This is a genomic window from Nannocystis exedens, assembly GCF_002343915.1.
In the GTDB taxonomy this organism is placed as follows: Bacteria; Myxococcota_A; Polyangia; order Nannocystales; family Nannocystaceae; genus Nannocystis; species Nannocystis exedens.
This window is the reverse complement of sequence record NZ_NETK01000001.1, coordinates 5,350,028-5,361,945: the sequence shown is the minus strand read 5'-3', so window position 1 is coordinate 5,361,945 and position 11,918 is coordinate 5,350,028. Positions and strand designations below refer to the sequence as shown.

Below are 11,918 nucleotides of genomic sequence, written 5' to 3'. Positions count from 1 at the left end.
CCTGCGCGAGTGCTAGGCTGCCCGGGTGCGCCTGATCCTCAACGTGCTGTGGTTCCTCGTCGCCGGGCTGCCGCTGTTCCTCGGCTACTTCGCCGCCGGCATCGTGCTCTGTCTGACGATCGTCGGCCTGCCATTCGGGGTGCAGGCGTTCAAGCTCGCGCTGTTCGCCGCCTGGCCTTTCGGTCGGGTCGTCGTCACCGTCCCCGGCGACGGCGGCGCGCTGTCGGCGGTGGGCAACCTCCTGTGGCTGATCTTCGCCGGCATCTGGCTCGCCATCGGGCACCTGCTCGCCGGCCTCATCCTCTGCCTGACGGTCATCGGCATCCCGTTCGGAATCGCGTGCATGAAGCTCGCCGGCCTCGCGCTGACGCCGTTCGGCAAGACGATCCTCAGCGTCGAGGAGGAGCGCAGGATGCACCAGCCGCACCAGGTCGTCGTGTCCGGCCTGTAGCTGCCTCGCCCTTGACGGCTCCGGCGGGCTCGGCAAGGCTCGCCGCCATGTCGAACAATCCCCGCACGTTCTACTACGGCTCCGGCTCGCCTTACGCGTGGAAGGTCTGGCTGGCGCTCGAGTTCAAGCAACTGCCGTACGAGTTCAAGCTGCTGTCGTTCGACAAGGGCGACACGCGCGCGCCGGAGTTTTTGGCCCTCAACCCGCGCGGCAAGGTGCCGGTGCTGGTCGACGAGGGCCACGCGCTGTACGAGTCGAGCGCGATCGTCGAGTACCTCGAGGACAGGTACCCCGAGCGGCCGCTGCTCGCCCGCGACCCGCTGACGCGCGCGCTGGCGCGGCGGATCTCCGCCGAGGTCGACGGCTACTTCGCCGGCGCCGTCCGGCCGCTGGCCCTGATGGTCTTCGGCCGCGAGCAGTCGACCCCCGAGTCGCTGGCGGCCGCGCGCGACGGCGTCATCGCCGAGCTGCAGCGCTTCTCCGGCTACCTCGGCGACCGCGACTACTTCGCCGGCGAGCTCGGCCTGGCCGACTTCGCCTTCTACCCGCACTACCGGCTGGTGCAGCGCTTCGACCTGCGCCTGCCCGGCCTCGGCCTCGCCGACGCGCTGCCGGCCAACCTGCGCGCCTGGCAGGAGCGCCTCGTCGCGCTGCCGTACCACGACCGCACGATCCCGCCGCACTGGAAGGCGTGACCGTCACTCGACCTTCTCGCCGGTCGTACGCACCATCCGGATCTCCAGCGGCGCCGGTGCCTTCAACTCGACGGGCACCGGCGCCTCCGTCTTGAACCAGAGCTCGTCGTCGGCGTCGCGCACGCTGGCGCTGACGCCGTATGGAGTGTTCGGCTCGATCTTCGAGAGCTTCACCTCGAGCTCGAACGGGATCGGCACCTGCGTCGCGTTGAACACGTCCGAGGCGATGGCGCCCCCCGTCGCCTCGGCGTTCCGCAGGTCGACCACTTTCACGTGCAGCATCGAGCCGGGCGGCAGCGCGATCCGCTCGAGGTAGAACGCCTTGCCCTGCAGCGTCACCGTCTGCGCCGAGCTGGTCTCGCCGGTCTTGTCGGCGTCCTGGCAGGCGGCCAGCGGCAGGGTCAGGGCGGCGCACAGGGCCAGCGACAATCGGCGCATCGAGCTCTCCTCGGGCATGGGATTGGGAATCGCGCGACAGCATGGCCGAGGCGCCGCGCTGCGCCGCGAGCACGTGCGAGCGCGTGCGAATCACAACACCTCGCGCTAACGACGCATTTCGATGCGCGCTATTGCGCAGGAGGCGCGCCACCAGCCACACGAGCGGGCGGCCTGGCTGACTTGTCGCCGGCGCGGCGATCGCCCATCTTCCGCGCCGTGACGCGCCCGCTCGCTTCCGCCTCGCTCGCCCTGCTGCTGGTCGCTTGCGGCCCCGGCAAGGGCGAGCCCAACACCACCGACGACGCCTCCACCACCGACGCGACCGAGTCGACCACCGCTTCCGCGGAGGATGAGCCGTTCGGGTTCGTCTGCGCGAGCATCCGCAAGGCCGGCAGCGCCGAGGGCGATCCGTTCGCCGGCACCGCGCAGATCCGCCTCACCCTCAAGTACGATCAGTGCCTGATCGATTATTACAACGAGCGGCACCCCGAGCATCGATTCGACGCCGCCGAGGGCGCGGCGATCGTCGACGAATGGCGTGCTCGCCTGTGCAGCGAATCCGTCGCCGCATCGCTGGTGGGCTGCGAGGTCGAGAGCCTCGCGCAGACCTTCGACGACGGCGCCTCGAAGTTCGAGATGTCCGTGACCTACCAGATCGCCGACCCGACCCAGATCGACGGCCGCGTCCTCCTGTGGGGCCCCGGCCCGGTCGACGCCGCCGCCGAATGCGAGGCAGGCCAGCTGCCCTCGGCGCGCATGACCTTGCCGGGCGACATCGTCGGCCTCGACGCCGGCGGCGCCGTGCTGTGGAACGCGCAGAGCTGGGCGATGCCGCAGAGCGTGTTCAAACACGCCGCGACCGGCTGCATCGAGGTCGACGCCGGCCCCATGTGACGGGCGCGACATACTGGCGCGAGGATGCCGTCGCGTCATCGGCCGCAGTCTTCACGGCGCGCTGACCGATGGCTCGACCCGAGCCCGACGAGCGTCGCCGCCACGCATCCGGCGACCTGCGCAGGAACACCGGGTCGAAGCCGCGGCGCCGCCGAGGATGGCCCATGGCGCTTGTTTGCCCACAAGCTACCACGCCCTGCGCGTCGCGCCGGCGACCTTCGGACCTGCCCGCGGCCCGTGCGCCGCGCCGCGCGAGCGGGCCGGATCGACGTGATCCTCATCGCCGAGCTCGCGGGCCGGCGCGAGCGATCACGATCTCCGCGCCGTGCTCGCCCGCGACGCTTTTACGGTCGACCATTGCCGATCGCTCCCCGCCTCCCTGCGATCCGATACCCTGGGGCGATGCACCGCTCCTTGAACGTATTCGGCGACGCGCGCCTCGTCGTCGCGCTCGCCTCGCTCGGCCTGGCCGCCTGCGGCGACGACGGCACCGCCACCGACAGCGCCGCAGGCCCCACCACGACGGGCACCGCCACCACCACCGACGGCACCGCCACCACCACCCCGGACGTGCCCACCGGCACCGATTCGACCGCGACCGAGGGTTCGGGCTCGATGAGCGAGACCGTGAGCCCGACCGAGCCGCCGACCGGCACGACGACCACCGGCACGACCGACACCACGGCCACCGACACCAGCGGCCCGGTCAGCGCCACCGAGACCACCACCGGGACCACCGGCCCGAGCTGTCAGGGGGCCGAGTGTTGCGAGATGGGCGAGGTCTTCTGCGGCGAGGTGTGCTGCAGCGTCGGCGAGGTCTGCAACTTCACCAAGTGCGAGCTGCCCGGCGCCGAATGCAAGGAAAAGGCCGATTGCGCCGAGGACGAGTATTGTGATTACTCGCTCGGCGAGCCCGACGTGAAGCCGCCCGACCCGATGTGCATGGGCGGCGTCGCCGAGCCGACCGGCAAGTGTCTGACCAAGCCGCCGCTGTGCGGCCCGAACGACCCGCCGCAGGACCCGAACGACCCCGAGTGCCTGCAGAGCTGCGAGTATGCCACCGGCGGCGAGTTCAACCCGATCGTCAAGTTCGCGTGGGGCGGCGTCGTCAACCCGCCGTACAGCAGCGACATCATGATGACCCCGATCGTCGTCCAGCTCGACGACGACGATTGCGACGGCAAGCTCACCGAGCGCGACATCCCCGAGATCGTCTTCTCCACCTTCACCAGCGGGCAGTACGGCGCCAACGGCTCGCTGCACGCGATCTCGATCGAGGACGGCGTCGTCGTCGACAAGTGGAACGTCCTCGCCGGCACCGTCAACCCGACCAAGCAGCTCGCCGGCGGCGACTTCGACGGCCAGCCCGGCACCGAGGTCGTCGCCTGCGGCAAGAACGGCGAGGTGTTCGCGGTCAAGGGCGAGGACGGCTCGCTGCTGTGGACCGCCAACCAGACCTGCTTCATGCCGGCGATCGCCGACCTCGAGGGCGACGGCAACGCCGAGGTCATCGTCGAGGGCGCGATCCTCGACGGCGCCACCGGGGCGGTCAAGGCCAGCTTCAATCCGATCCTCAACAGCTCGTTCGTCGTCAGCGACCTCGACGACGACGGCGTCCTCGACATCATCACCTCGAGCCGCGGCTACCACGCCGACGGCAGCGTGTTCGTCGACACCATGCTCGCCGCCGAGAGCCAGTTCTACGCCACCCAGGACTGGAAGAGCCCGTGGCCGGCCGTCGCCGACTTCGACCTCGACGGCGCCCCCGAGGTCGTCGTCATCGACAACCTCAACCACGCCCTGTCGATCTGGCGCCACGATCCGAACGCCCCGAACGGCTTCGCCGTCGTCCGCAGCCCCGTCGACATCAACGGCACCCTCGACCCCGCCTCGTGCCCGCAGGGCTCCTGGGGTCGCACGCACGGCGGCGGCCCGCCGACCGTCGCCGACTTCGACGGCGACGGCGTCCCCGACGTCGGCACGGCCGGCGGCATCGGCTACGCCGTGTTCAGCGGCGCCGCGCTCGTCGACCCCGGCGTCGCCGGCCCCGACACCTTCTTGTGGATCAAAAAGACCGTCGATTGCTCGTCGGCCTCGACCGGCAGCTCGGTGTTCGACTTCGACGGCGACGGCAAGGCCGAGGTCGTCTACTCCGACCAGAACCGCCTGCGGATCTACGAGGGCCCGACCGGCGAGGTCCTGCTCGAGCGCTGCAACACCACCGCGACCCTGATCGAGTACCCCGTGATCGCCGACGTCGACAACGACGGGCAGGCCGACATCGTCGTCGTCTCCAACGCCTACGGCAAGAACGATCCGAACATCACCTGCGTCGAGGACGGCGTGAACGGCCAGTCCGGCGTACGCGTGTTCGGCACCGCCGGCGGCAAGTGGGTCCGCACGCGCCGCGTCTGGAATCAACACACCTATCATATCACCAACATCCACGAGGACGGCTCGCTCCCCGTCGGCGAGGAGCCGAACTGGACCGTCGCCGGCCTCAACAACTTCCGCCAGAACAAGCAGCCCGACAGCGAGCGCGGCGCCCCGGACGCGATCGTCGCCGTCGCCCCGCTGTGCGAGGACCGCGACTACTCCCTGGTCGCCACCGTCCGCAACGTCGGCGAGGCCGCCCTGCCCGCCGGCGTCGTCGTCGGCTTCTACACCGGCGAGCCCGACACCGGCACGAAGATCGGCGAGCTCACCACCACCAAGGCCCTCTACCCGCTCGAGTCCGAGGCCCTGAAGCTCCCCTTCAACGACGCCCCCGACGACGTCAAGAACGGCATCGTCGACGTCTACGCGATCGTCGACGACACCATGGTCCCGCACCCCGAATGGCAGGAGTGCCGCGTCGACAACAACACCGGCACCAGCACCGGCAAGTGCCTCATCGCCGGGTGACGCGGACGACTCGCCGACGCTCGCCGGCGCGCGGGCGCTGCCGCCCGCATCCGTGGACGCTCGACGACCCCGTCAGCCGGCCCTGACGCGAAATTCTCGCTCGTAGCCGCGCCGGCGCGACGAGCCGCCAAGAACGCCCAAGCCGGGCTCCGGCGCGCGGCTATGATGGGCGCATGGCGTCGCGGGCCGAGCCTCTGTCCGTTTCGTTGCCGGGCTTACGCGCCATGCGCATCGTCAGCGACGAGCCGTACTTCGGCATGAAGGAGACCTTCCTGATCGGCCGGTTCGAGGCCGGCCGTTCGGAGTTTTGGACGCATGGCCGCGAGTGGAGCGGCGCCCCGGGGTCGGTGGTCCTCTTCGCGCCCGGCGACGTGCATCGCGACCTCAAGCGCGACGGGCCGGTGACCTACCAGCTCATCGGCTTCTCGACCCCGCGCATCGATTCCCTTGGCGTGCAGTCGTGCCTCGCGGCGGACGACCCGCGCGGGCTGCCGTTTCAGCGGCTGCACGACGCCGTCGCGGCCGGGGCCGATCGCTTCGCCCTCGAGTGTGCGCTCACCGAGGCGATCGGCGCGATGGCGGCGATCGAGGAGACGAGGTTCGAGCCGACGCGGCCGGTGCGTCGCGCGCTGGGGCTGATGCGTGAGCGCTGGGCCGACGCGCTGACCCTCGACGAACTCGCGGAGTACGCCGGCCTCGACAAATATCATTTGTGCCGGGCGTTTCGCGCGCAAGTGGGTATGCCGCCGCACGCATACCTGACGCAGCTCCGGATCTTGCACGCGAAGGCGCTGCTCGCCGCCGGCGCGAGGCCGAAGGACATCGCCCCGCAGGTGGGGCTGTACGATCAGAGCCAGCTCAACCGCCATTTTCGCCGCATCGTCGGCATGACGCCCGGGCAATATTCTGCCAAGAACCGCCAATCCCCCGCGACGGCCGGCCGCTAGTGTTTCGGGCATGAAAATCTTCGTCACTGGAGCCTCCGGCTTCGTCGGCAGCGCCGTCGTCCGGGAGCTGATCCAGGCAGGTCACGAGGTCGTCGGCCTCGCGCGTTCCGACGCGAACGCGAGGACGATCGCCGAGGCAGGTGCCAGCGTGCACCGCGGCTCGCTGGAAGATCTCGACAGCCTCCAGCGCGGCGCCGCGGACAGCGACGGCGTCATTCACACCGCCTTCGTCCACGACTTCTCAAACTACGCGGCCTCGGCCGAGGTCGACGGGCGCGCCATCGAGGCGCTCGGGGCGGCGCTCGCGGGCTCGGGCCGGCCGCTGGTCGTGACCTCGGGGGCGCTGGTCGCGTCCGCGGGCAGCATCGCCACCGAGGACATGCCGACGGACGCGAGCTTCGCCCGCCGCTCCGAGACGACGGCGCTGCCCTTCGTGGCCCGCGAGGTGCGGGTGTCGGTCGTGCGCCTGCCGCCGACCGTGCATGGCGCCGGCGATCACGGCTTCGTGCCCGAGCTGATCCGGATCGCCCGGGACAAGGGCGTCGCGGCGTACGTCGGCGACGGCACCAACCGCTGGCCCGCCGTCCACCGGCTCGACGCGGCGCGGGCGTATCGGCTCGCGTTCGAGAAGGCCCCGGCTGGGACCCGGGTGCATGCGATCGCCGAAGAGGGCATCCCGACGAGGGAGATCGCCGCGGTCATCGGCAAGCGCCTCGGCGTGCCCGTGGCGACGAGGCCGGTCGAGCACTTCGGGTGGCTCGGGCCCTTCTTCGCGCGGGACCTCCCGACCTCGAGCGAGAAGACGCAGAAGCTGCTCGGGTGGCGGCCGGTCGAGAAAAGCCTCCTCGCCGACCTCGACAGCGCGGCCTACTTCGGCGGCTGATGGACCTGCCCGCGAATCGTAAGAGGGCCGCGGTGACCCCCCATAAGAGCACCGGCGAGCACCTCGCCGCCGGCGTGACCGACGGCGTCGCTCGCATCAAGCGCGGTCGCAGACCACGACCGCGTTGCGCAACTCGTAGCTGAGCAGCGTATCCGACCAGCCGATGTCGGGCGCGCGCTCGAGGCGGACTCCGGGCACGCGGAGCAGCGCGTCGAGGAACATGCGCGTCTCGTGGAGCGCGACCTGCTTGCCGGGGCAGTGGTGCGCGCCGGCGCCGAAGCTGAGGAACGCGCCGTTCGTCTTGAGCCGCTCGGCACGATCGGGGTCGAGCGCGCGCGGGCACGGGCCGACGGCGGCCTCGTCCTCGTGGATGGCCCGCAGGTCGAGCGCGTACTTCTCCTTGCGCCCGTCGGGCGAATCGGGCGACCGCCGGTAGAGGAGCGACGCGATCGGCTCGAGCCGGAGGATCTCGTTCAAAACCGCGAACTGGCGCGCCTCGTCGCCCGCCAGGAAGTCGGCGCGCAGCTCTGGGTCGTCGAACAGGTGCCACGCGGCCATGACGATGAACTCGCGCGTCGTCACCATCCCGGCCGCGGCGTAGGTCATGCATTCGGTGAGGATCGCTCGCCGCGAGGCGCCCTTGGCGAGGAGCTCGGAGAGCAGGTCGTCCTGCGGCGATTCGCGGCGCGCGCGGAGGGCCGGGGTGATGTCGTTGACGTAGAAGCTCAGCATCGCTTGCCCCTTCCGCAGGCCGGCGGACAGCCGGCCGAGGAGGCCGAGCTGGTGCTGCATCCCGCTCGACAGCATGACCGCCAGCCGCCGCGCCATCCTCGGCACGTCGCTGTTGGTCAGCCCGACGATGTTGGCCGCGACCGCGACCGTGAGCTCGAAGCTGATGACGTCGAGCTGCGATCGCCCGTCCCGCCGGAGTTGATCGAGCAGCCGCGTCGTCTCCCGCTCGATGATCGCGTGGTAGCGGCTGGTGATCGCCTTCGGCGTGAAGAAGCGGGCGATGCTCGTGCGCTTCTCCCGGTGCGGGGCGCCGTCGAGGAAGAACACCGGCGACTTGTCCGGATCGCTGGTGTCGACGTACTCCGCGCCGGCCCCGCCCTGCAGCAGCTCCTTGCTCAGCAAGATCTCCCGCGCCCGCTCGTATGCGCGAATACGCTCGGCCCCGCGCTCGATCTTCAGCCGCTGCGCGACCACGGCCGCGCTCTTGCTGGCGTCGCGGGCGGAAGAGAAAGGACATTTTGCCGCAAAATCCGCACTCATCGCCGCTCCCTGCTCATTTTATGAGACACACTGAATCATAAATGGTCTCCGAGGCCTCAGCAACCGACGCCCGGCAGGTGCGCACCCGCGCCAAGCTCCTGCGCGCGATGCTCACTTTGCTCGAGCAGGGGCCGTTCGACGGCATCACCGTCCGCGCGCTCGCCACGGAGGCGGGGATCGGCTACGCGACCTTCTTCCGCCACTACCCCTCCAAGGAGGCGCTGCTCGACGACCTCGCCGCGGGCGAGATCGCCGGGTTGCTCGGCGAGGCGATGCCGCTGTTCTCCGCCGAGAACACGGGCCGCGCCTGCGTCGCGCTGTTCGAGTTCATCTCGCGGCGCAAGGCCCTGTGGCGCGCGCTGCTGACGGGCGGCGCGGCGCCGCTGCTGCGCGAGCAGTTCGTCGGCCAGGCGCGTCGGCTCGCCGCGAGGTTCGCCACGCCCGACACGGCCACGTGCCCGATCGATCTGCGCTTCACCTTCGCGACCTCGGCGACGATCGAGATCATCGGCTGGTGGCTGCGACAACCGGAGGAGCTGCCGAAAGAGACGATCGCGGGGATCCTCGATCGCCTGGTGATCACGCCGACGGTCGCGGAGCGCTGAAGTCGTCGTCGGCCTGTCGATGAGTCCGCGAGTGAGCAGGCTGGCGCGTCGATCCCCCACCGCCAGTCGCTCGGCGGCAGGGTCTACCCGGCGGTCCGCCGTGCCTCGCTTCAGCGATCGGGCGTCGCCGGCAGGAACGCCGGGTTGACCGGGTTGCACAGCGGCATGTTGCTGGTCGTGCTCGTCTCGGTCCAGCGGAAGCACGCCGCCGGCCATCCCTCCCGCATTGCATGACCACTGCGCAGGGTCCTCGAGGACATGCATCCGCGCGGCGAGCAGCGGGTCGAGGACCGCTTCATGTCTCGGTTGTCTCACCGGCACACGCCGCCCTGGCCCCCTGAGCACCCGACATCGCCGCCGCCTGCAGGCGCGGTCGAGTACGTCCAGGGCGAGCCGCTGGACCTCGCGAGCCGCCGGCGAGCCGCTGCTCGATCGTCGCCAGCGTGAACCCCTGCGCGAGCAGCGTGCGGATCTTCTTCGCCCGCGCGAGCGCCTCCGGGCTCCAGCGCGCCGGCCGTCCGCGCCGGCCCTCGATCGGCGGCGGCAGCAGCCCGCGGTCGATGTAGCGGTAGAGCGTGGCGCGGCCGCAGTCGAGCGCCGCCAGCAGCTTTTCGACCGTGATGTCCGCCGGCTCGGTCGCCCGCTGAGACATCTGAGACACCATCAGGTCGACCAGCCGGTGCAGGAACGCCTCGTCGGTCGGCGTGTGCTCGAAGAACAGCCACCAGTTGAGCGCCGCGCCGAGGACCTCGAACAGCAGCGCCGGGTCCGCGCCCGCCCCGATCTCGCCGCGCGCTCGGGCGGCGGTGAGCACCTCGCGGGGCACCGGCTCGAACGCCTCGCGCAGCGATCGCACGATCGCCAGCAGCTCGGCGTCCTCGCCCTCGGCGACGAAGATCCGGAACAGCCCGCGGTACTCGGGGCGGGCGGCGAGCGCGGCGTTGCGGCGCGCATACGCCAGCACATCGCCGCGCAGCGAGCCCGTGCGCGGCGTCGTGAACACCTCCGAGGTGATCGACAGCAGCGCGTCGCGCAGCAGCGCCTGCTTGGTCGGCCAGCGGCGGTACACCGTCGTCTTGTTGACCCCCGCCCGCGCCGCGACCTCCTCGATCCGCAGCCCGTGGTAGCCCGCGCGTCCGACCTCGCGCAGCGCGGCCGCGAGCACCTTGCGGACCACCGCCTCGCCCCGCGTCTCCGAACTCCGCCTCGCCTGGCCCTGCGTCCTCATCTCCGGCTCGTGCGGGAGCGTAACGCGGGGCGCCCTCACTTCGCAACATCTTGTTGCGATCTGCGCCGCGATGTGCCACCCTGGCGGAGGCCACCGGAGGTCGCGCTGAACGGCGTCTCGCGGTCATGCGGCCTCGCGCGGCCTCACCTCTCAGGAGCTCCGATCCGATGAATCGTCGTGCTGTGCCGAAGCCCGCCGAAGCGGTGCGCTCTCTCTTCCAGCCCGCCCGGGGCGCGCGGGGTTGACGATGCGGACGCCCGGGCCTCGGCTGCTCCAATTCATCCACGGCGTGCGCAAGCGCGGCTTCCTCGACTTCATCGGCACGCAGTGGCGCGAGCACGGGGACGTGTTTCAGGTGCGCATCGGTCGGCGCACGTTGCTGTTCGCCATGCACCCCGACGCGGTCGAGCACGTAAGCGTCTCGCACCGGCAGAACTACGACAAGCGCGCCAGCTACGACTCGGTGCGCAAGTACCTGATCGGCGACGGCCTCGTCACCAGCAGCGGTGAGCTGTGGCGACGGCAGCGCAAGCTGATGGCGCCGTTCTTCACGCCGAAGGGCGTGCAGACCTACGCCGACCTGTTCATCCGCGACTGCGCGCGGCTCGTCGAGCGCTGGCAGGAGCTCGCCGCTGCGGGCACGGAGGTGGAGATCGCCGAGGAGATGACGCTCATCACCGCCTCGATCATCTTGAAGGCGATGTTCAGCACCGAGACGATGGAGTCGATCCATCAGATGAAGGACGCGGTGGGGACGATGATCGCCTTCGCCGACACGGCGATGACGGGCTTCTACCTGCCGCTGTGGGTCCCGACGACGAAGAACCGCAGGTACCTGGCCGCGCGCGAGATGGTGCATCGATCGATCGCCGCGGTCATCGCCCAGCGGCGCGCCACCGACGAGTCGACGTGGCCCGACGACCTGCTGTCGCGCCTGATGAAGGCGCGCGACGAGGAGACCGGCCAGCCGATGTCCGAGGTCCTGCTGCGCGACGAGTCGATCACCACCTTCTTCGCCGGCCACGAGACCACCGCGCGCACCATGACCTTCGCCTGGTACGCGCTGGCCACCAACCCCAAGGTCACCGAGCGCCTGCACGAGGAGCTCGACCGCGTGCTCGGCGGGCGCGCCCCGACCGCCGACGACCTGCGCCGGCTCCCGTACGCGCTGCAGGTCGTCAAGGAGGTCCTGCGGCTCTACCCGGCGGCGCCGTTCTACGTGCGCGACGCCGTCGCCGCCGACAAGATCGCCGGCTTCGACGTGCCCGCCGGCGCCGCGGTGATGCTGTCGCCGTACTACACGCACCGGCACCCGCAGTTCTGGGACGACCCCGAGGTGTTCGACCCCGACCGCTGGACCCGCGAGCGAGAGAGCGCGCGCCACGGCCACGCCTATCACCCGTTCGCCGCGGGTCCGCGGATCTGCATCGGCAACAACTTCTCCCTGCTCGAGAGCCACGTGCTGCTGGTGATGCTCGCCCAGCGCTTCACGCCCCGGCTGCGCCCCGGCTACGAGCCGCGGTGGGTCATGCAGGGCACGCTCGGCCTCGCCGGCGGGCTGCCGATGACGATCGCCGCCCGCTGACGTCAGCCGCGGCGCC

The 11,918-nt window shown here is 70.7% G+C and carries 11 protein-coding genes; 8 read left to right on the top strand and 3 right to left on the bottom strand.

Annotation, left to right across the window (positions count from 1 at the left end; genetic code table 11):
* The first annotated feature begins 25 nt into the window (after positions 1-25).
* On the top strand, positions 26-451 hold the full coding sequence (locus tag NAEX_RS21160; protein ID WP_096329292.1) for a YccF domain-containing protein: 426 nt from the start codon (positions 26-28) through the stop codon (positions 449-451).
* Between the two features lie 47 nt (positions 452-498).
* Entirely contained in the window at positions 499-1,146 is a 648-nt protein-coding gene (locus NAEX_RS21155; RefSeq protein ID WP_096329291.1) for a glutathione S-transferase family protein, read from the top strand.
* A 3-nt stretch (positions 1,147-1,149) separates the two neighbouring features.
* Here the strand turns inward: NAEX_RS21155 and NAEX_RS21150 are convergent, their stop codons facing one another.
* Positions 1,150-1,584: a YbaY family lipoprotein gene (locus NAEX_RS21150; RefSeq protein ID WP_170135882.1), complete on the bottom strand. Its 435-nt coding sequence runs from the start codon at positions 1,582-1,584 to the stop codon at positions 1,150-1,152.
* Between the two features lie 216 nt (positions 1,585-1,800).
* Between NAEX_RS21150 and NAEX_RS21145 the strand changes: the two genes are divergently transcribed.
* From NAEX_RS21145 to NAEX_RS21130, 4 genes are all read left to right on the top strand, one after another.
* Positions 1,801-2,478, top strand: a complete 678-nt coding sequence (locus tag NAEX_RS21145; RefSeq protein WP_096329289.1) for a hypothetical protein — start codon at positions 1,801-1,803, stop codon at positions 2,476-2,478.
* Between the two features lie 402 nt (positions 2,479-2,880).
* Complete coding sequence (locus NAEX_RS21140) at positions 2,881-5,382, top strand: FG-GAP repeat domain-containing protein (protein WP_096329288.1); 2,502 nt, start codon at positions 2,881-2,883, stop codon at positions 5,380-5,382.
* A 224-nt stretch (positions 5,383-5,606) separates the two neighbouring features.
* Positions 5,607-6,329, top strand: a complete 723-nt coding sequence (locus tag NAEX_RS21135; protein ID WP_245913771.1) for a helix-turn-helix domain-containing protein — start codon at positions 5,607-5,609, stop codon at positions 6,327-6,329.
* Positions 6,330-6,339: 10 nt separating this feature from the next.
* Positions 6,340-7,212 (top strand): SDR family oxidoreductase, encoded by an 873-nt coding sequence (locus tag NAEX_RS21130; RefSeq protein ID WP_096329286.1) that lies wholly within the window; start codon positions 6,340-6,342, stop codon positions 7,210-7,212.
* A 96-nt stretch (positions 7,213-7,308) separates the two neighbouring features.
* Here NAEX_RS21130 and NAEX_RS21125 read toward each other — a convergent pair whose 3' ends face one another.
* Positions 7,309-8,418, bottom strand: a complete 1,110-nt coding sequence (locus NAEX_RS21125) for a cytochrome P450 (RefSeq protein ID WP_245913770.1) — start codon at positions 8,416-8,418, stop codon at positions 7,309-7,311.
* A gap of 173 nt (positions 8,419-8,591) precedes the next feature.
* Here NAEX_RS21125 and NAEX_RS21120 point away from each other — a divergent pair, with 173 nt between their 5' ends.
* Complete coding sequence (locus tag NAEX_RS21120) at positions 8,592-9,089, top strand: TetR/AcrR family transcriptional regulator (RefSeq protein WP_211302445.1); 498 nt, start codon at positions 8,592-8,594, stop codon at positions 9,087-9,089.
* 295 nt (positions 9,090-9,384) lie between these two features.
* Here NAEX_RS21120 and NAEX_RS50485 read toward each other — a convergent pair whose 3' ends face one another.
* Positions 9,385-10,317 (bottom strand): TetR/AcrR family transcriptional regulator C-terminal ligand-binding domain-containing protein, encoded by a 933-nt coding sequence (locus NAEX_RS50485; protein WP_100793152.1) that lies wholly within the window; start codon positions 10,315-10,317, stop codon positions 9,385-9,387.
* A gap of 247 nt (positions 10,318-10,564) precedes the next feature.
* On the opposite strand from NAEX_RS50485, the gene NAEX_RS21110 reads away from it, so the two are divergent.
* The gene (locus NAEX_RS21110; RefSeq protein ID WP_096329283.1) at positions 10,565-11,902 is read left to right on the top strand and encodes a cytochrome P450; all 1,338 of its coding nucleotides are present in this window, start codon (positions 10,565-10,567) and stop codon (positions 11,900-11,902) included.
* The last annotated feature ends 16 nt before the right edge of the window (positions 11,903-11,918 follow it).

What these genes read in the sequence shown, in the direction of transcription:
- NAEX_RS21155 (WP_096329291.1), top strand. Translation starts at nt 499, where the DNA reads ATGTCGAACAATCCCCGCACGTTCTACTACGGCTCCGGCTCGCCTTAC.
- NAEX_RS21150 (WP_170135882.1), bottom strand. Translation starts at nt 1,584, where the DNA reads ATGCGCCGATTGTCGCTGGCCCTGTGCGCCGCCCTGACCCTGCCGCTG.
- NAEX_RS21140 (WP_096329288.1), top strand. Translation starts at nt 2,881, where the DNA reads ATGCACCGCTCCTTGAACGTATTCGGCGACGCGCGCCTCGTCGTCGCG.
- NAEX_RS21135 (WP_245913771.1), top strand. Translation starts at nt 5,607, where the DNA reads ATGCGCATCGTCAGCGACGAGCCGTACTTCGGCATGAAGGAGACCTTC.
- NAEX_RS21130 (WP_096329286.1), top strand. Translation starts at nt 6,340, where the DNA reads ATGAAAATCTTCGTCACTGGAGCCTCCGGCTTCGTCGGCAGCGCCGTC.
- NAEX_RS21120 (WP_211302445.1), top strand. Translation starts at nt 8,592, where the DNA reads ATGCTCACTTTGCTCGAGCAGGGGCCGTTCGACGGCATCACCGTCCGC.
- NAEX_RS50485 (WP_100793152.1), bottom strand. Translation starts at nt 10,317, where the DNA reads ATGAGGACGCAGGGCCAGGCGAGGCGGAGTTCGGAGACGCGGGGCGAG.
- NAEX_RS21110 (WP_096329283.1), top strand. Translation starts at nt 10,565, where the DNA reads ATGCGGACGCCCGGGCCTCGGCTGCTCCAATTCATCCACGGCGTGCGC.